Genomic DNA, 19,538 nt, shown 5'->3' on the forward strand with positions numbered 1-19,538 from the left:
ACAGCTTTGACACTCGTTATAAATACACTGGTAACCATAAAGCATGACCGTTACCACAATTATAAGGGTGCCCAATGGCCAATACATCTGTGAAAAAACTCTGGAGTGCGCTTGTTGTTTCTGCATTATTGGCAGGTTCAGCCCATGCTACAGAACTGCTGAACAGCTCTTATGATGTGTCTCGCGAGCTGTTTGCCGCGCTGAATCCGGCCTTCGAAAAACAGTGGGCGCAGGAAAATAGCGGTGACAAGCTGGTGATTAAACAATCTCATGCCGGGTCATCAAAACAGGCGCTGGCGATTTTGCAGGGTTTAAAAGCAGACGTTGTAACTTATAACCAGGTTTCAGATGTGCAGATCCTGCATGACAAAGGCAACCTGATCCCAGCCGACTGGCAGACCCGTTTGCCAAACAACAGCTCGCCTTTCTACTCCACCATGGCATTCCTGGTGCGCAAAGGTAACCCAAAAAACATCCACGACTGGAGCGATTTGGTTCGCCCGGACGTAAAACTGATTTTCCCTAATCCAAAAACTTCCGGTAACGCGCGTTATACCTGGTTAGGTGCATGGGGTGCGGCGAACAAAGCTGACGGTGGCGATAAAGCCAAAACCGAACAGTACATGACGCAGTTCCTGAAAAACGTTGAAGTGTTTGATACCGGCGGCCGTGGCGCAACCACCACTTTTGTTGAGCGTGGCTTGGGTGACGTGCTGATTAGCTTTGAATCTGAAGTGAATAACATCAGTAAGCAATACGAAAAAGACGGCTACGAAGTGATCGTCCCAAAGGTCAATATTCTGGCTGAATTCCCGGTGGCGTGGGTGGATAAAAACGTTAAAGCCAACGGCACTGAAAAAGCCGCCAAAGAGTATCTGAACTTCTTGTACAGCCCGGCGGCGCAAATCATTATCACGGATTATTACTACCGCGTGAATAACCCGGAAGTGATGGCGAAGCTGAAAGATAAATTCCCGCAGACCGAGCTATTCCGCGTGGAAGATGAATTCGGCGGCTGGCCTGAAGCGATGAAAACCCATTTTGCCAGCGGCGGTGAGTTCGACAAGCTGCTCGGAAAGGGGCGTGAGTAATGTTTGCTGTTGCCTCCAAACGGGTGCTGCCAGGCTTTACCTTAAGTCTCGGCACCAGTTTGCTGTTCGTTTGCCTGATTTTACTGCTACCGCTCAGCGCGCTGGTAATGCAACTCTCTGAGATGACGCTGGCGCAGTATTGGGAAGTGATTACCAACCCGCAGGTGGTTGCCGCTTATAAAGTGACGCTGCTGTCAGCGGGCGTGGCTTCCATCTTCAACGGTTTCTTCGGCATGCTGATGGCGTGGATTTTAACGCGCTACCAGTTTCCAGGCCGCAGCCTGCTGGATGCGTTAATGGATTTGCCGTTTGCCTTGCCAACGGCGGTGGCGGGTTTAACCCTTGCGGGGCTGTTTTCGGTCAATGGCTGGTACGGCGAATGGCTGGCGCAGTTCGGCATTAAAGTGACTTATACCTGGCTGGGCATTGCCGTTGCGATGGCGTTTACCAGTATCCCGTTTGTGGTCCGTACCATTCAGCCAGTGCTTGAAGAACTGGGGCCTGAATATGAAGAAGCGGCTGAAACCCTAGGCGCAACGCGCTGGCAGAGTTTCCGTCGCGTGATTTTACCCGAGCTTTCACCGGCGCTGATGGCGGGTGTTGCGCTGTCGTTCACGCGCAGCCTTGGCGAATTCGGCGCGGTTATTTTCATCGCCGGTAACATCGCCTGGAAAACCGAAGTGACATCGCTGATGATTTTCGTGCGTTTGCAGGAGTTCGATTACCCGGCAGCCAGCGCGATTGCTTCGGTGATTCTGGCCGCTTCACTGCTGTTGCTGTTCACCATTAACACGTTGCAAAGTCGCTTTGGTCGGCGCGTGGTAGGTCACTGATGACGGACGTAACTGAATTGAAAAGCTATCGCCGCACCGGTTTTAACTGGGGAAAATGGACGCTGATTGGCCTCGGCGTACTGATTTCGTTTTTGCTGCTGGTGGTGCCGGTGGCGTCTATTTTTGCGCAGGCTTTCTCGAAAGGGTTGATGCCTGCGCTGCAAAATATTGTTGACCCGGACATGCTACACGCCATCTGGCTGACGGTGATGATTGCGTTGATTACCGTACCGGTGAACCTGGTGTTCGGTATTTTGCTGGCCTGGCTGGTGACGCGTTTTGATTTCCCTGGCCGCCAGTTATTACTGACGCTGCTGGATATTCCATTTGCGGTTTCGCCTGTTGTCGCAGGCCTGATTTATCTGCTGTTTTACGGCTCCAACGGCCCGCTTGCTGGCTTTATGGATGCGCATAATATTCAGATTATGTTCGCCTGGCCGGGCATGGTATTGGTGACGATTTTTGTCACTTGCCCGTTTGTGGTGCGTGAACTGGTGCCGGTGATGTTAAGCCAGGGCAGCCAGGAAGATGAAGCGGCTATTTTGCTTGGCGCATCCGGTTGGCAAATGTTCAGACGCGTCACGTTACCGAATATCCGCTGGGCGCTACTTTACGGCGTGGTGTTAACCAACGCCCGCGCCATTGGCGAGTTTGGTGCCGTGTCGGTGGTTTCCGGTTCTATTCGTGGTGAGACTTTCTCGCTGCCGTTACAGATTGAATTGCTACAGCAGGATTACAACACCGTCGGCTCGTTTACTGCCGCCGCGTTATTGACCCTGATGGCTATCGTTACGTTGTTCTTAAAGAGTGCGGTGCAGTGGCGTTTGAATAGCCAGGAAAAACGCCTGCAACAGGAGGGGAATCATGAGCATTGATATTACCAATATTAAGAAATCTTTTGGTCGCACCCAGGTGCTGAACGATATCACGCTTGATATCCCTTCGGGTCAAATGGTAGCGCTGTTGGGGCCGTCTGGCTCCGGTAAAACCACGCTGCTGCGTATTATCGCCGGGCTTGAGCACCAGAACAGCGGGCGCATTAGTTTCCATGGCACCGATGTGAGCCGCATTCATGCGCGTGAGCGTAAAGTGGGCTTTGTCTTCCAGCATTACGCGCTGTTTCGCCACATGAACGTGTTCGACAACATCGCTTTTGGTCTGACGGTTTTGCCACGCCGTGAGCGTCCTTCAGCCGCGGTTATCAAACAGAAAGTGACGCGTTTGCTGGAAATGGTGCAGTTAGCCCATCTGGCGGATCGTTTCCCGGCACAGCTTTCCGGAGGGCAGAAACAGCGTGTGGCACTGGCGCGTGCGCTGGCGGTTGAACCGCAAATTCTGCTGCTTGATGAGCCGTTTGGCGCGCTGGATGCGCAGGTGCGTAAAGAGTTACGCCGCTGGTTGCGCCAGTTGCATGAAGAGCTGAAATTCACCAGCGTCTTCGTCACCCACGATCAGGAAGAAGCGATGGAAGTCGCCGATCGCGTGGTAGTGATGAGCCAGGGGAATATCGAACAGGTTGATACACCGGAAGCGGTATGGCGTGAACCTGCGACTCGCTTCGTGCTGGAATTCCTCGGTGAAGTGAATCGCATGAAAGGCACCATTCGCGGCAGCCAGTTCCATGTTGGTGCGCACCGCTGGCCGCTTGGATTTACGCCTGCTTATCAGGGCGCGGTGGATTTGTTCTTACGCCCGTGGGAAGTAGACGTTAGCCGCCGTACTAATCTGGATTCACCGCTGCCGGTGCAGGTGCTGGAAATCAGCCCGCGTGGGCATTACATGCAGTTGGTGGTTCAGCCACTGGGCTGGTACGACGAACCGTTAACCGTGGTTTTGCGTGAAAACCATGTTCCGGTGCGCGGCGAACGTCTGTTCGTTGGCCTGCAACATGCACGTTTGTATGAAGGGAAGAATCGAATCCAGCGCGTTTTTAATGACCAGGTAGACCTGGCGCAGACTGCCTGATAAGTTTACCGCACAACACGACACGCAAAGGCGGCCCACGTGGCCGCTTTTCTTATTTTTTGGACAGGCAAGTGAACACCTTAGAAAGCACAATTGGCAATACGCCTCTGGTTAAATTACAACGCACTGGCCTTGATAATGGCAGTGAAATTTGGGTCAAGCTTGAAGGCAATAATCCGGCAGGTTCGGTAAAAGACCGAGCGGCACTCTCGATGATTGTGCGCGCTGAAGCTCGCGGTGAAATCGCGCCTGGAGATACGCTCATAGAAGCGACAAGCGGGAATACCGGAATTGCGCTGGCGATGATTGCTGCCCTGAAAGGCTACCGCATGAAACTGTTGATGCCGGACAACATGAGCATGGAACGCAAAGCGGCGATGCAGGCTTATGGTGCCGAGTTGATTCTGGTGACCAAAGAGCAGGGCATGGAAGGCGCGCGCGAACTGGCGCGTTTGATGGATGAGCGTGGTGAGGGCAAAGTTCTCGACCAGTTCAATAATCCCGATAATCCTTATGCGCACTACAGCACCACCGGGCCAGAAATCTGGAACCAGACGCAAGGGCGAATCACACACTTCGTTTCCAGCATGGGAACCACTGGTACGGTAACCGGCGTCAGCCAGTTTATGCGTGAGCAAGAAAAACCGGTCAAAATTGTTGGCCTCCAGCCGGAAGATGGCAGCAGCATTCCGGGGATCCGCCGCTGGCCTGAAGAGTGGCTACCGAAGATTTTCAATCCCAGCCTGGTTGATGAGGTGATGGATATGTCACAAGTCGAAGCCGAGCGAACCATGCGAAAACTTGCGCGTGAAGAGGGGATTTTCTGCGGTGTGAGTTCTGGCGGTGCAGTTGCTGGCGCGATGCGTGTAGCGCAGGCAAACCCTGGTTCTGTGGTGGTGGCAATTATCTGCGATCGTGGCGACCGCTATTTATCAACCGGCGTTTTTGGCGAAGAGAGTTATTCGCAAGGTTCCGGCATCTAAGTTCAAAATGGTTTTGTAGATAACGCTCTGCAAAACCTTTTCCCCTCGCAGTTATCCTCCCGATGCTGAGTTAATCGGCAAAAATGATAGTAATGTCACGGCGACTTACGCTGTAGTGCCATTTCACTATAATGACTTGTCATTAATATTAAGCTCTAATATCTCTATCACCACGATGTAATAAATAATTGGCAGGTGAATAGATGGAAATTAAACAACCAGAGGACTTTTTTCTCTCACAGGCACACGCTTTCTGTTTATTCATGTTGAATAATCAGGAGGTGGCGGATGTTCATGGTCATGATTTTGATGAGCTGGTTATTGTTCGCGGTGGCAGTGGTTTTCATATTATTAATGATCAGGTGGAGTTGGTTTATGCGGGAGACTTCTTTTTTGTTTCTGCAAATGACACGCACTACTACGAGTCGACCAATAATCTTTCTTTGATTAATCTTCTGTTTCATAAAGACCGGCATTTTAGTTTTATACATAATATTGATGTATTGCTTGATGTGGTAAGGGAAAGTATCCGTCCTCCATCGAGAGAGTTTCTCTCTTTAACCGAAAGTGAACTGGATAAAATCGTATTGTTAACCGATGGGGTCACGGCGAGGCGTGATGATCCTTTTGATGCGATTTACTTCTCGACAACGGAGGCGGTTATTCTGGAAATAATTTCTTTGTTGTGCCGTTGCATTGCACGCAAAGGTGAAAGAAATCGAAGCATAGAGAATAGCGGACAAAAAATTATTAATTATGTGCGGCAAAATTACGCGAAGAACATTAACTGGAGCAATCTATGTGATGAATGTGGCATGGCTAAACGCACGATGTTTCGTTTTTTTAAACAGATCACAGGCACCACGCCTGAGAAATTTCAGCAAATTTGTTGCCTGTTAAAAGCTCAGGAACTGTTACGCACGACTGACTGGCCAATAAGAGATGTTGCCTTATTTTGTGGATATGTTAATGCCTCTCGATTGACTGATGTTTATAAGAAGAGATTTTCCCGCACCCCTACACAAGAAAGACATCTAAGTTTTTCAATAGCAGAGTCATAAATATCATTGTATTAATCCTTTATACGAATGTGTTTTTATTTTTATGGGAAGAAGTAACACATGATGTAAGTCATAATTTAATGGAGTAAATAATATGGGCAAATTGAAAGTAACTAACCCCTGGTATGTTGGGGTGGTTTCAGGGATGGCTTCTTATATCGACTCGGCCGCTATAGTTTCCAATGGTACCGCTTTAGTTATTTATCAGAAGGCTATTGGTATTACTTCTGCTGATATCGGTGTCCTTTCAGGCGTGTTAACGCTATGCATTGCTATCGGGGCATTTTTAGGTGGCCGGCTGGGGGATCGCCTTGGCAGGCGCAAAGTGTTTATTGCCACCATGGCAATGATTGTTCTGGGGTCGCTGATGTTGGCATTCGGTGAAGTCTTTGTCGTGTTGCTGGCTGGGACAATATTTGTTGGTCTGGCGACAGGTGCCGATTTACCGGTTTCTTTAGCAACCATTGCAGAGGCTGCCAACGATAACAACCGCGGCAAGATAATCGGCTTATCCAATCTTCTTTGGCTGGTGGGCATCAGTACTACGATGGGGGTTTCAGCCGTTGTTGGGGGCTGGGGACAATTGGGGGCACAAATTATGTATCTCCATGTCGGTATTGTCGCCGCCGTATTACTGCTGTTGCGTTGGACTATTCCTGAATCACCGATGTGGCTGGTTGCTCGTGATGAGAACCGTCGAGGTGCGACAACCGTTCGCGCACAAAAGTCATCGTTTAAAGATTTGCTGCATGGGAAGTACTTATGGCCGTTTGTCGCATTATGCTTTTTTTATACGCTGGTCAATCTGGCGGCAAATACCGGTGGGCAATTCGGGACTTATGTCGCGGTGAATGTGGTTGGTATTACGGTTGAAGAAAATTCTCTCTGGAACCTGTTGTTAATGCCGGTGGGCGTGTTGTCCGGTTTGTTATTTATGAAGATGGTCGATACCTCAAAAAGGATGCTGGTGTTTATTATTGGCGCATTCTTTTTTGCCGGTGGTTTCTTGATGCCGGTGTTGCTTAATTTCTCTCAGTTATCATGGTTCTGCTTCCTTTTATTTACGGCTACCGGTAGCGGTATGGCTTTTGAAGGAATTATGAAAGTATGGTCGCAAGAGTCATTCCCGACCATGTTACGTTCAACGGCGCAGGGCGCGATTGTGGGTGTCGCTCGTTTATCATGTGCTTTATTAGCTTTTGTCACACCGGTATTACTCGATGCCGGACCGGTGGCGTTGTATACCATTCTGACTTCGATTGTTGCATTAGGTATGTTTATAGGCTGGTTGTGTTTCCATCGCCAACAACGTAATGAATTCTCCAGTGAAGGAGAAATGATTACCGAGAAACAGATTACAGCATCGACCTTGCCCGTAGAGGCCATTCAGACAAAATAATTATCTCGTATAAATATTCAGTAATCTAAGGAGCATATCATTATGCTATCAGTAAAAAAGATCACGCTTGACTATGAATTGTCTTTATCGGGAGTCGATAACTTTCCGGTTATCGGTTGGGAAATTGCCAGTGATCAACAGAGTGTTAAGCAAATTTGCTATCAGTTACAGGTTAGTCATGATAAATATTTCGACGTTATTTTATTTGATAGTGGATTGATAAATAGTGATGCTTCGGCGAATGTTAATATTAATGACATTTTGCTGCATCCTTCAACGCGTTATTTTGTACGGGTGAGAATTAACGATAACCACGGAGAGGAGAGCCCGTGGAGTGCAGTCGCTGAGTTTATTACCGGGATGATGGATACCCCGTGGTTAGGTGATTTTATTTCTGCTGAGAAGTCCGCTGATAAAGATAATTCTAAAGTCACATTAGTGAGAAAACCCTTTTCACTCAATAAAGGCAGTGCAGTTGCTTCTGCTTATTTACATGTCTCCGCATTAGGGCTTTATCAGTTCTATCTCAATGGTCAAAAAGTCGGTGATGATGTGCTGACGCCAGGCTGGACTAGCTATCATCACCATCTGCTTTATCAAACTTATGATTTGAGTGAGCAACTCCAGCGTGACGATAACGTTATTGGCGCGGAGCTAGCGGCGGGCTGGTTTAAAGGCGATATGGGTTTTACCCGTGACAGAAATTATTATGGTGAACAAACCGCACTGATCTGCCAGTTAGTCATTCACTACCAGGATGGAACCCAGCAGATTGTTGTGACGGATGATTCCTGGCATGGGGAAGATTCACCAATTCTGTTCTCGGAAATCTATGACGGTGAAATTTGCGACGCAAGCCTTGAGCGGGAAGGCTGGAATAATACCGGTTATGATGCCTCTTACTGGCGGCCTGTCAGCCTTGTTCCATATGATAAAAAAGTACTTACCGCGCAGAGTGCCTGCAAGGTGAAAAAAATAGCCGCGCTGGAGCCGGTTGCCATTATCACTACTGCGCAAGGCGATACGGTTATCGACTTTGGGCAAAACCTCAGTGGCTGGGTCGAATTTAAAGTGAGTGGCAAGCTCGGTGACAAAGTTATCTTGCGCCATTTCGAGACATTGGATGCTGAGGGCAATGTTTATCTCGATAATCTGCGTTCTGCGAAACAGCGTGTGGAGTATGTTTTAAAAGGCGATGCGGAGGAGGTCTATCATCCTCAGTTTACTTACCAGGGATTCCGTTACGTTAAAGTCGAAAGCTACCCTGGCAAGATATTGCCTGAGAATTTCAAAGCGCTGGTACTCCATTCTGATATGGCACATACCGGGCATTTCAACTGCTCAAATGAAGACTTAAACCAGCTACACCACAATATTTTGTGGGGATTAAAAGGCAATTTTGTTGATGTCCCAACCGACTGCCCGCAGCGTGATGAACGGCTGGGGTGGACCGGTGATGCGCAGATATTTTGCCGTACTGCCAGCTATCTGATGCACACGCGTAATTTCTTCGCTAAATGGCTCAGGGATCTGAGACATGACCAGACGCCAGAAGGCGGCGTACCGCATGTGGTACCTGATATCCTCACCGGGCATTGCGCGAATGATATCAACCTGGCCGCAGGTGGGACGCACTCTGCGGCGGCATGGGCGGATGCTGCGGTGATTAATCCGTGGACGATGTACCTGATGTACGGCGATACGCGGATTCTGGAAAACCAGTATCAGAGCATGAAAGGCTGGGTGGATTTCATGCTTACTCATTCAGAGAACCTGATATGGCGCTATAAATTGCAATTTGGCGATTGGGTGGCGCTGGATGCCAAAGAAGGGAGCTATTTTGGCGCGACGCCGACGGATCTTGTCTGCACGGCCTATTTTGCCCATTCAACCGAGTTATTCAGCCGGGCTGCCAAAGCGTTGAATCGAACAGAAGATTTTGAGCGCTACAGTGCCTTGCACCAGCAAATCGTCCAGCGTTTTCAGGATGAATTTTTCACGCCATCAGGCAGGCTGGCGGCGAGAACCCAGACTGCGCATATTCTGGCGCTCTATTTTAACCTGGTGCCGGAACCGTTCCGCGAACGCACGGTGAATACGCTGGTTGAACTGCTGCATGAACATGATGGGCATTTGGTGACGGGTTTTGTCGGGACACCTTATTTTTGCCATGCACTAAGCCAGAATGGGCGAGAAAAAGAGGCGTGGGAGCTGTTGCTAAAAGAGGATTTCCCTTCCTGGTTATATCAAGTAAAAGCTGGCGCGACGACCATTTGGGAGCACTGGGATGGCCTGAAACCCGATGGCACAATGTGGAGCGCAGATATGAACTCGTTTAACCATTACGCGTATGGCGCGGTGGGGGAGTGGCTATATCGCTCTGTAGCGGGGATTGAGGCTGACGTCGATGAGCCGGGCTTTAAGCATCTGATTATCGAGCCGACTATCGGTGGTGGTTTGTCTTTTGTTGATGCGAATTATCAGTCTATTTACGGCGAAATTGCGGTTAGCTGGAAGGTACTGGATGAAAGAGTGACGCTAAATGTTACGGTGCCGCATAACACGCATGCCACCATCAAACTTTCGAGCCTGGGAGAACTGCTTTCAGCTCAGGACGTGGACTTCAAACAGCAGGGAACCAGCGGGGTTGCCAACGTAGGATCGGGGAATTACACAGTCGAATATCTGCGCGCATAGAATCGAATTAGCGACAGACGAAAAAAAACCGGGAATGCTGACATTCCCGGTTTTTTTCTTTAAATACAGGACGGTTAATCCTGTATCTAATAATTACTTCTTGATGCGGATTACCGGGGTTTCGCCCACAGTCACGCTACCAGTCAGTTTGATCAGCTCTTTGATTTCGTCCATGTTGGAGATAACAACTGGAGTCAGGGTAGACTTCGCTTTCTCTTCCAGCAGGGCCAAATCGAACTCGATAACTACGTCGCCTTTCTTAACACGCTGGCCTTCTTCTGCGATGCGCTTGAAGCCTTCGCCTTTCAGTTCAACAGTATCGATACCGAAGTGAACGAACAGCTCAATGCCGCTATCGGATTCGATAGAGAAAGCATGGTTAGTTTCGAAGATTTTACCGATGGTGCCGTCAACCGGAGCAACCATTTTGTTGCCAGTCGGTTTAATTGCAATGCCATCACCAACGATCTTCTCGGCGAACACCACATCTGGAACATCTTCAATATTGACGATTTCGCCAGAAAGTGGGGCAACAATCTCAATGGTTCCGGTGTCTTTTTTATCATCAGAAACCAGAGATTTCAGTTTATCAAACAAACCCATGATCTTCTCCTAAGCAGTAAATTGGGCCGCATCCGGTGGATTAGCAGATTGTTTTTTCTTCAATGAACTTGTTAACCAGCATCATTAACTCGTCCGTTGTCGGTTGAGCAAGAGCTTGCTCTGCTAACACCTTCGCATCTTCGAAGTTCGTGTTACGAATAATCTTCTTAATGCGCGGGATAGAAATGGCACTCATACTAAATTCGTCCAGACCCATACCCAGCAACAGAAGTGTAGCACGTTCGTCGCCTGCAAGCTCACCACACATACCGGTCCATTTACCTTCTGCATGAGAAGCATCAATAACTTGCTTAATCAGAGTCAGTACGGACGGTGACATTGGCTGGTAAAGATGTGAAATCATATCATTACCACGGTCAACTGCCAGGGTGTACTGAGTTAAATCATTGGTACCGATACTAAAGAAGTCGACTTCTTTTGCCAGATGGCGAGCAATCGTGGCCGCAGCCGGAGTCTCAACCATCACACCGACTTCAATAGTTTCGTCAAACGCTTTGCCTTCTTCACGCAGCTGCGCCTTCATGATTTCAATCTCAGCTTTCAGTGCACGCACTTCTTCAACAGAGATAATCATTGGGAACATGATACGCAATTTACCGAAAGCGGAAGCACGCAGGATAGCGCGTACCTGGTCATGCAGGATCTCTTTACGATCCATTGCGATACGCACAGCACGCCAGCCCAGGAACGGGTTTTCTTCTTTCGGGAAGTTCATGTACGGCAGCTCTTTGTCGCCACCGATATCCATGGTACGTACGATAACTGCTTGCGAGCCACAGGCTTCAGCAACAGCTTTGTACGCCGCGAACTGCTCATCTTCAGTTGGCAGTGAATCACGGTCCATGAACAGGAATTCTGTACGATACAGACCTACACCTTCTGCACCATTGCGCTCAGCACCGTCGACATCACGAACAGTACCGATGTTTGCGCATACTTCTACCTGATGACCATCGAGAGTGATTGCTGGCAGGTCTTTCAGTTTTGCCAGTTCAGCTTTCTCAGAAGCTTCTTGCTGCTGTACAGCGCGCAGGGCTTCGATCTCGTCGTTGGTTGGGTTAACGTAAACTTTATTGTTAACAGCATCGAGGATCAGGTAATCGCCGTTCTTCACCTGGCTGGTCACGCTACCGGTACCGACGATCGCTGGCAGTTCAAGAGAACGCGCCATGATGGAGGTATGGGAAGTACGGCCGCCGATATCGGTGATGAAACCCAGCACCTTTTGCAGGTTCAGCTGTGCAGTTTCAGACGGAGTCAAATCTTTAGCCACCAGGATAACTTCATCCTGAATAGAGCTAAGGTCGATAATTGCCAGACCGAGGATATTGCGCAGTAGACGCTTACCGATATCGCGTACGTCAGCCGCACGTTCTTTCAGGTATTCATCGTCTAGCTCTTCCAGCGCGACCGCCTGGCCTTCGATAATTTCGTGAGCCGCTGCATCAGCAGTCACTAATTTATCTTTGATAAGGGCTATGATTTCCTGCTCAAGCTCTTCGTCTTCCAGCAACATAATGTGCCCTTCGAAGATAGCTTCCTTTTCTTCACCGAAGGTCTCGCCAGCTTTAATTTTGATCGTTTCCAGCTGTGCTGACGCTTTCGCGCGCCCGCTTAAGAAACGTTCAACTTCCTGCGCAACTTTGTCGGCAGAAATTTTCTTCCGGTCGATGACAATTTCATCTTCCTTCAGCAAAAGTGCCTTGCCGAAAGCGATACCCGGGGATGCTAAAATGCCTGAAATCATAACCCTACCTTACTTGTGACTGATATTTACGAAGAACCCAGAACTTACTCGAGTTCAGCCATCAGTTTTACCAGATGCTCAACTGCTTTCTGATCATCTTCACCTTCAGCGGAGATGGTCACTACAGTCCCTTGAGTCAGGCCCAGAGTTTGCAGTTTGAACAGGCTTTTGGCGCTTGCGCTTTTGCCGTTGGAGGTCACAGTGATCTCAGAAGTGAAGCCTTTAGCTTCTTTAACAAACTGAGCAGCAGGGCGGGTATGCAGACCGTTTGGAGCGGTAATGGTAACTTCTTGCTGGAACATTGTATTTCCCCAACTTATAGGTTTTGTGTTGTGGAACTAAAGTCTAGCCTGGTGGCAAAACTTTAGCCTGTATAGTTAGCGTCGACGTTAACTGAAGACTTTACGCGACACAGGATGCTTTCGGGAACCACGAAATGTGCTCTGACATTTACCATGCGCTTCGCGGCTCGCTCGTCATTAATCATTATGCCGTGAAATGTGATTTTGCACCAAATCGATAAATCGATTCAGCAGACGTATCTCACACTTCGATTAATTTCGCGCATCAAAATAATTTGCTGGATAGATACCAGACCTGAAAGGGTGACGCAATGCCAGGGTAGCTAAAAGTTTGACGGACGCCACAAAAAAGCACCCATTTGGGTGCTTTTTTACTCGAACCTACCTGGTTGGCATCACTGTTGCAGTTCTTTTTCAGTGAAAAGATCGGCAAACAGGGCGGTACTCAGATAACGCTCCCCGGAGGATGGCAGTATAACCACAATATTTTTATTGGTAAATGCTTCATCTTCCTGAAGTTTTAATGCTGCAGCCACTGCCGCACCGGATGAAATCCCAGCAAGTATGCCTTCTTCTTCCATCAGACGGCGCGCAGTAGAAATAGCTTCGTCGTTAGTGATGGCGATAACTTTGTCGATCAGTTTGAGGTCGAGGTTGCCAGGAATGAAGCCTGCACCAATACCCTGAATTTTGTGCGGCCCAGGCTTGATTTCTTCACCTGCTAACGCCTGAGCAATGACTGGAGAATCCGTTGGCTCAACGGCCACGCTTATCAGATCCGTTTTGCCTTTGGTGTTTTTGATATAGCGGCTCACGCCGGTCAGCGTACCGCCAGTACCTACGCCGGCAATGAAGACATCGACTTCGCCGTCAGTATCTTCCCAGATTTCTGGGCCTGTGGTTTTTTCGTGGATTTCTGGGTTGGCCGGGTTACTGAACTGCTGCAACAACAGGAATTTTTCTGGATCGCTGGCAACGATTTCTTCAGCTTTCTGAATTGCACCTTTCATGCCTTTCGCGCCTTCAGTTAGTACCAGATTAGCGCCAAGTGCTTTCAACAGTTTACGACGTTCAATACTCATGGTTTCAGGCATGGTTAGCGTTAACTTGTAGCCACGCGCTGCAGCAACGTAAGCCAGGGCGATACCTGTGTTACCACTGGTAGGCTCAACTAACTCGACTCCCGGCTTGAGTACACCGCGTTTCTCGGCATCCCAAATCATATTGGCTCCGATACGGCATTTGACGCTAAAGCTCGGGTTGCGGGACTCTACCTTTGCCAGGATGCGTCCATTACCGATACGGTTCAGGCGAACCAGCGGCGTATGACCGATTGTCAGAGAGTTGTCTTCATAGATCTTGCTCATAGCCTGTCCTTTAACTGTATGAAATTTGGGAAACCTCTTCAGCATACCTGCTTAGAAGTTATGCGGAAGTAAAGAAATCGTATATCTATATGTAGAAGGGTAATAAGCTGTAGCAAGAAGGAATAACAAGGAATAAGGAGCGGTAGAAACCGCTCCAGAAAAAACTACTTCCACATGGCGTGTTTTGGGCGATAACAATCAACCCACATCGCGGTCGCGCCGCAGACCGCAACCGGCATGATGACCAGGTTCAGGAAAGGAATCAGTGTGAACAGACTGATCAGCGAACCAAACTGCATGTTAATACCTTTCTTCTCACGCAACGAAATGCGCATCTCCTTGAATGGCACTTTATGGTTATCAAACGGATAGTCGCAATACTGGATAGCTAGCATCCAGGCGCTAAATAAGAACCATAAAACGGGTGCAACAGTTTGGCCGATGCCCGGTATGAAGTAGAGCACCAGCAGCACCAAAGCACGCGGTAAATACCAGGACAGCTTCTGCCATTCGCGTTTCATAATCCGTGGGACATCTTTCATGATGCCCAACACGCCGGTATCTGGCGGGGTGCTCCCTGTCAGACGCGCTTCAAGTTGCTCTGCCAGCAATCCGTTGAATGGTGCGGCAATCACGTTCGCAATGGTCGAGAAGAAATAACCAAATACCAACAGGATAGAGACCACTGCCACTGGCCAAATCAAATAGCTTAACCACTGCAACCAGTCTGGAACGTATGAAAGTAGGGTTGGAACCCACACATCCAGGCGTGTAAATAGCCACCAGAATGCGCCACCCATCAGTAAAATATTGACCAACAGCGGCATGAGCACGAAACGTTTGATTCCAGGCTCACGGACCAACTTCCAGCCCTGCGAAAAATAATAAACGCCACTGCGTGGCACGCTTCCTGATGGTGAAACCATAATCTGAACGAACTCCTTTTTGGGCTTTGCTTTGACATGCATATCCATCATAACTGAGTGTCAGCAGAAAAACTTATTAGGAAATGGTCGAAAAAACAGCAAAAAGTCGATTTCAGTCCATCTTTATGCTGAGAAAACTCTGTGCGGACTTGCACTTGAGCAGATGGGCAAATACTCTTAGTGAGTAAATGTTTGCCGCGGTGGCAAGGTGTTAGAACAACAGAGAATATAATGATGCAGGATTTGCGTCTGATATTAATCATTGTTGGCGCGATCGCCATAATAGCCTTACTGGTTCACGGTCTGTGGACGAGTCGTAAGGAACGTTCATCCGTTTTTCGTGATCGTCCATTGAAACGCATGAAGTCTAAGCGTGACGAATACGAGCCGGATGGCGACGAGGCTGACGATGAGCAAGATGATGGAGTAGGTGAGGTGCGTGTGCGTCGGGTAACTCCTGCGCCAGAAACAGTGACTCGCGAGCCAGAAATGCCTCGTCAGCCGCAAGCACCTCAACACCAATACGAGCCACCTTACGCTTCTGCTGAACCACGTCAGAGTTCGCCTGTGCGTCAACCTGAACCGGTCATGCCGCGTCAGGAAGTGCCAGTCGCACCGACGAATCACCAGCCAGCACCTCAACAGCATGTGCAGCCGGCGGTCCATCAAGCCCCACAACCGGCGCTACAACAGCCTGTTGTACCGCCAGTGGCACCGCAAGCTCCGATTCAACAGCCAACAGTTCAGCACGTAGAACCTGCGGTTGAACCGGCTGTTGCTCAACCGGCTCCGACACCAGAACCACCGGAACGTCGTAAAGAAACGGTGATTGTGCTTAATGTCTCGGCTCATGCGGGCAGTATGATTAACGGTGATGTGCTGTTAAACAGTATTCAGCAGGCGGGCTTTATTTTTGGCGAAATGAATATTTTCCACCGTCATCTGAGTCCTGATGGTAGCGGCCCGGTTCTGTTCAGCCTTGCTAATATGGTTAAACCAGGTTCGTTTGACCCAGAAAGCATGACGAATTTTGCAACGCCTGGCGTGACAATCTTCATGCAGGTACCATCTTATGGCGACCCGGCGCAGAACTTTAAGCTGATGCTTCAGTCTGCTCAGCATATTGCTGATGAAGTCGGTGGTGTTGTGCTTGATGATCAACGTCGCATGATGACGCCGCAAAAAATGCGTGAATATCAGGATCGTATCCGCGAAGTGGTTGAAGCAAACGCAACCCACTGATACCCATCCTGAACATGTTTATCCCTAAACCCCCGCATGTCGGGGGTTTTTTATATTGATGGTGCGATATGGACACAATCGAACAACAAATTACTCAACTGCGAACCACGCTTCGCCATCATGAATACCTTTATCATGTGCTTGATAACCCAGAAATCCCTGATGCGGAATACGACCGCCTGATGGGGGAATTGCGCTCACTTGAAGAAGCGCATCCTGAGCTCATTACCCCCGATTCACCGACACAGCGCGTAGGGGCTGCACCTTTAAGCGAATTTACCCAAGTTCGCCATGAAGTGCCGATGTTGTCGCTCGATAACGCCTTTGATGAAGCGAGTTACCTGGCATTTAACAAGCGTGTCCAGGACCGCTTAAAAAGCACCGAAGCCGTGACTTTTTGCTGTGAACTGAAACTGGATGGCCTGGCGGTAAGCCTGCTCTATGAAGACGGTGTATTGACTCGTGCTGCCACGCGTGGCGACGGTACGACGGGTGAAAATATCACCGCCAACGTGCGTACCATTCGTGCTATTCCACTCAAATTGCGCGGCACAAATTTTCCTCGCCGCCTGGAAGTACGTGGTGAAGTGTTCCTGCCACAGGCGGGCTTTGAGAAAATTAACGAAGAAGCGCGCCGTACGGGCGGAAAAATTTTTGCCAACCCTCGCAATGCGGCGGCCGGATCATTGCGCCAGCTCGATCCTCGCATTACGGCAAAACGCCCATTAACCTTCTTCTGTTATGGCGTCGGCTTGCTTGAAGGTGGTGAATTGCCAGCCAGTCATCATGCACGTTTGCAGCAGTTCAAAGAGTGGGGCCTGCCAGTTAGCGACCGCATTCGTCTGTGCAACACACCAGAAGAAGTACTGGCATTTTATCACCAGGTTGAGGCCGACCGCCCAACACTCGGCTTTGATATTGACGGTGTAGTCATCAAAGTGGATTCGCTTGCGTTGCAAGAAACACTCGGCTTTGTTGCTCGTGCACCACGCTGGGCAGTGGCGTTTAAATTCCCGGCTCAGGAACAGATGACCTTTGTTCGTGACGTTGAATTCCAGGTTGGGCGTACTGGCGCTATTACCCCGGTTGCACGTCTTGAACCTGTTCAGGTCGCGGGGGTGTTGGTCAGTAATGCCACACTGCATAATGCGGATGAAATTGAGCGCCTGGGCTTAAGAATCGGTGATCGCGTGGTCATCCGTCGTGCTGGCGATGTTATCCCACAGGTTGTTGGTGTGGTGGAATCTGAGCGCCCGGAGAACACCGCAGAGATAGTTTTCCCGACTCATTGCCCGGTTTGTGGGTCAGACGTTGAACGTGTGGAAGGCGAAGCGGTAGCTCGTTGCACCGGAGGTCTGATTTGTGGTGCGCAGCGTAAAGAAGCGCTTAAGCATTTTGTCTCTCGCCGTGCACTGGATGTTGACGGGATGGGCGACAAGATCATCGATCAACTGGTGGAGAAAGAATACGTTCACACCCCAGCCGATCTATTTACTTTGACGCCGGGTAAACTTACCGGGCTCGACCGCATGGGGCCGAAGTCTGCGCAAAACGTGGTTGATGCGTTGGTTAAAGCCAAAGAAACCACCTTTGCGCGTTTCTTATATGCACTCGGTATTCGTGAAGTCGGCGAAGCGACAGCTGCTAGTTTAGCCGCTCACTTTGGTACGCTTGATGCGCTGTCTGCTGCGAGCATCGAGGAGTTACAAAAAGTTCCTGACGTCGGCATTGTGGTGGCTACTCATACGTTTAACTTCTTTGCCGAAGAGAGCAACCGTGAAGTGATCCGCCAGTTGACGGAAGAAGCGGGCGTCCACTGGCCAGCTCCCGTGGTTATCAAAGCCGAAGAAATTGACAGCCCTTTCGCCGGTAAAACGGTGGTGCTGACTGGCTCGCTGAACATCATGTCGCGTGACGATGCGAAAGCACGTTTGGTGGCGTTAGGTGCAAAAGTGGCAGGTAGTGTGTCGAAGAAAACGGATCTGGTGATCGCGGGCGAAGCGGCGGGTTCTAAGCTTGCTAAAGCTCAGGAACTGGGTATTGAGGTGATTGATGAAGCTGAAATGATTCGCTTATTGGGTGAATGAAATGGATAAAGAACAGCTTATTGAGATAGCCAATACTGTGATGCCGTTCGGCAAGTACAAAGGCCGCGTGTTGATCGATGTACCGGAAGAATATTTGCTGTGGTTTGCTCGCAAAGATGAGTTTCCGCAAGGCCATCTGGGTGAGTTGATGAGGCTCACATTGCTGATTAAAACTGAAGGGTTAGAGGGGCTGGTTAAGCCCCTCAAACGGCATTAATTAAGCATTGTCGGTGGCGGCTTTGGCCGCCACTTGAGTCTCTTTCTGGTAACGCCTTGCCAGAACAGCACAAATCATCAGCTGCAACTGGTGGAAGATCATCAGTGGCAGCACCATCATCCCCACGGTAGCGACCGGGAATAAGATATTTGCCATCGGAATACCATTCGCCAGGCTCTTTTTTGAACCGCAGAACACGATAGTAATTTCGTCCGCCTTACTAAAACCCAGACGTCTGGCGACGAACATATTGATACTGATAACAATGGCCAGCAATATCAGGCTCACAACAACGATAAACAGTAGTGAACCTAAACCGACTTTGTGCCAAATTCCATGTCTGACCGCCTCGCTAAACGCCGTGTAGATAACCAGAAGAATTGATGTCTGGTCAGTCTTACCTATCCATTTTTATGGCGTGCAACCCAATCACCAATCCACGGGCGCGATAAATGCCCGGCGACAAATGGCACCAGCAACTGCAACATAATACTGCCGACTTGTTGCAGGCTACCGCTTGCGCCGTGGACGTGCATCACCATGCCAACTAACAATGGCGAGAGGAAAATACCGAGCAGGCTTGAAGCGGAAGCGGCGCATACGGCCGCAGCAACATTCCCTCCGGCAAGTGAAGTGAAGGCAATGGCAGATTGCACGGTGGCAGGCAGAATGCAAAGGTACAAAAAGCCGGTGTAAATTTCCGGACTGACATTAACTGGTGCCCACCAGGCAAACAAAACACCCAATACCGGGAAGAGTACAAAGGTGCTGCACATCACCCACAAGTGCAGCCGCCAGTGGCTGCTACCCGCGATAATTGCCTCACGCGAAAGCTTTGCGCCGTGCATAAAAAATAGCAATGCAATAGCCGCAGTTGTTAGCCCTTCAAAAAAGCCCACAAAACTACCTTGAGCCGGGAAGAAAGACGCCAGCAGTACGGTAACAATCAACGTCATCGTAAAAGGGTCGAGCACGCGAAAGAGTTTCATCATCATTC

16 protein-coding genes and 1 pseudogene are annotated in these 19,538 nt (G+C 49.4%); 11 read left to right on the forward strand and 6 right to left on the reverse strand.

All coding sequences use genetic code 11. The features are described 5' to 3' along the window. The first annotated feature begins 74 nt into the window (after window positions 1-74). The 8 genes from D8682_RS21880 to D8682_RS21915 all read left to right on the forward strand — a co-directional run bounded on the left by D8682_RS21880 (window position 75) and on the right by D8682_RS21915 (window position 10,029). On the forward strand, window positions 75-1,091 hold the full coding sequence (locus tag D8682_RS21880; protein WP_064544572.1) for a sulfate ABC transporter substrate-binding protein: 1,017 nt from the start codon (window positions 75-77) through the stop codon (window positions 1,089-1,091). Further along, complete coding sequence (cysT, locus tag D8682_RS21885; protein ID WP_064544574.1) at window positions 1,091-1,924, forward strand: sulfate/thiosulfate ABC transporter permease CysT; 834 nt, start codon at window positions 1,091-1,093, stop codon at window positions 1,922-1,924. Before D8682_RS21880 ends, cysT begins: the two co-directional genes overlap by 1 nt. Further along, window positions 1,924-2,799 (forward strand): sulfate/thiosulfate ABC transporter permease CysW, encoded by an 876-nt coding sequence (gene cysW, locus D8682_RS21890; protein ID WP_064544576.1) that lies wholly within the window; start codon window positions 1,924-1,926, stop codon window positions 2,797-2,799. Before cysT ends, cysW begins: the two co-directional genes overlap by 1 nt. Next, window positions 2,789-3,889 carry a sulfate/thiosulfate ABC transporter ATP-binding protein CysA gene (gene cysA, locus D8682_RS21895; protein WP_064544579.1) on the forward strand — a complete coding sequence of 367 codons (1,101 nt, stop codon included), beginning with the start codon at window positions 2,789-2,791 and terminating at the stop codon, window positions 3,887-3,889. Before cysW ends, cysA begins: the two co-directional genes overlap by 11 nt. Before the next feature lie 71 nt (window positions 3,890-3,960). Further along, window positions 3,961-4,872, forward strand: coding sequence for a cysteine synthase CysM (gene cysM / locus D8682_RS21900; protein ID WP_064544580.1), 912 nt, complete (start codon window positions 3,961-3,963; stop codon window positions 4,870-4,872). A gap of 203 nt (window positions 4,873-5,075) precedes the next feature. Then, complete coding sequence (locus D8682_RS21905; RefSeq protein WP_064544583.1) at window positions 5,076-5,933, forward strand: helix-turn-helix domain-containing protein; 858 nt, start codon at window positions 5,076-5,078, stop codon at window positions 5,931-5,933. A gap of 94 nt (window positions 5,934-6,027) precedes the next feature. Continuing rightward, entirely contained in the window at window positions 6,028-7,332 is a 1,305-nt protein-coding gene (locus tag D8682_RS21910; RefSeq protein WP_121815128.1) for an MFS transporter, read from the forward strand. 42 nt (window positions 7,333-7,374) lie between these two features. Further along, complete coding sequence (locus tag D8682_RS21915; RefSeq protein WP_121815129.1) at window positions 7,375-10,029, forward strand: alpha-L-rhamnosidase; 2,655 nt, start codon at window positions 7,375-7,377, stop codon at window positions 10,027-10,029. A gap of 93 nt (window positions 10,030-10,122) precedes the next feature. Here D8682_RS21915 and crr read toward each other — a convergent pair whose 3' ends face one another. From crr to cysZ, 5 genes are all read right to left on the reverse strand, one after another. Further along, a complete protein-coding gene (gene crr / locus D8682_RS21920; RefSeq protein ID WP_034459029.1) occupies window positions 10,123-10,632 on the reverse strand; it encodes a PTS glucose transporter subunit IIA in 510 nt (169 codons plus the stop codon). Window positions 10,633-10,672: 40 nt separating this feature from the next. After that, window positions 10,673-12,400, reverse strand: a complete 1,728-nt coding sequence (gene ptsI / locus D8682_RS21925; RefSeq protein WP_064544588.1) for a phosphoenolpyruvate-protein phosphotransferase PtsI — start codon at window positions 12,398-12,400, stop codon at window positions 10,673-10,675. Between the two features lie 44 nt (window positions 12,401-12,444). Continuing rightward, window positions 12,445-12,702, reverse strand: coding sequence for a phosphocarrier protein Hpr (gene ptsH, locus D8682_RS21930; protein WP_034459025.1), 258 nt, complete (start codon window positions 12,700-12,702; stop codon window positions 12,445-12,447). Between the two features lie 395 nt (window positions 12,703-13,097). Continuing rightward, a complete protein-coding gene (gene cysK / locus D8682_RS21940; RefSeq protein WP_064544589.1) occupies window positions 13,098-14,069 on the reverse strand; it encodes a cysteine synthase A in 972 nt (323 codons plus the stop codon). Between the two features lie 164 nt (window positions 14,070-14,233). Further along, window positions 14,234-14,995 carry a sulfate transporter CysZ gene (cysZ, locus tag D8682_RS21945; RefSeq protein ID WP_121815130.1) on the reverse strand — a complete coding sequence of 254 codons (762 nt, stop codon included), beginning with the start codon at window positions 14,993-14,995 and terminating at the stop codon, window positions 14,234-14,236. A gap of 231 nt (window positions 14,996-15,226) precedes the next feature. On the opposite strand from cysZ, the gene zipA reads away from it, so the two are divergent. The 3 genes from zipA to D8682_RS21960 all read left to right on the forward strand — a co-directional run bounded on the left by zipA (window position 15,227) and on the right by D8682_RS21960 (window position 18,541). Next, window positions 15,227-16,237: a cell division protein ZipA gene (gene zipA / locus D8682_RS21950; protein ID WP_064544592.1), complete on the forward strand. Its 1,011-nt coding sequence runs from the start codon at window positions 15,227-15,229 to the stop codon at window positions 16,235-16,237. Between the two features lie 68 nt (window positions 16,238-16,305). Further along, window positions 16,306-18,324, forward strand: a complete 2,019-nt coding sequence (ligA, locus tag D8682_RS21955; protein WP_121815132.1) for an NAD-dependent DNA ligase LigA — start codon at window positions 16,306-16,308, stop codon at window positions 18,322-18,324. A gap of 1 nt (window position 18,325) precedes the next feature. Next, window positions 18,326-18,541: a DUF3820 family protein gene (locus D8682_RS21960; RefSeq protein ID WP_034459012.1), complete on the forward strand. Its 216-nt coding sequence runs from the start codon at window positions 18,326-18,328 to the stop codon at window positions 18,539-18,541. On the opposite strand, the pseudogene D8682_RS21965 reads toward D8682_RS21960, so the two are convergent. Continuing rightward, window positions 18,542-19,530: pseudogene (locus D8682_RS21965) on the reverse strand (bile acid:sodium symporter family protein). Window positions 19,531-19,538 lie beyond the last annotated feature (8 nt).

This window comes from Buttiauxella sp. 3AFRM03 (assembly GCF_003675305.1).
GTDB classification, from domain to species: domain Bacteria; phylum Pseudomonadota; class Gammaproteobacteria; order Enterobacterales; family Enterobacteriaceae; genus Buttiauxella; species Buttiauxella ferragutiae.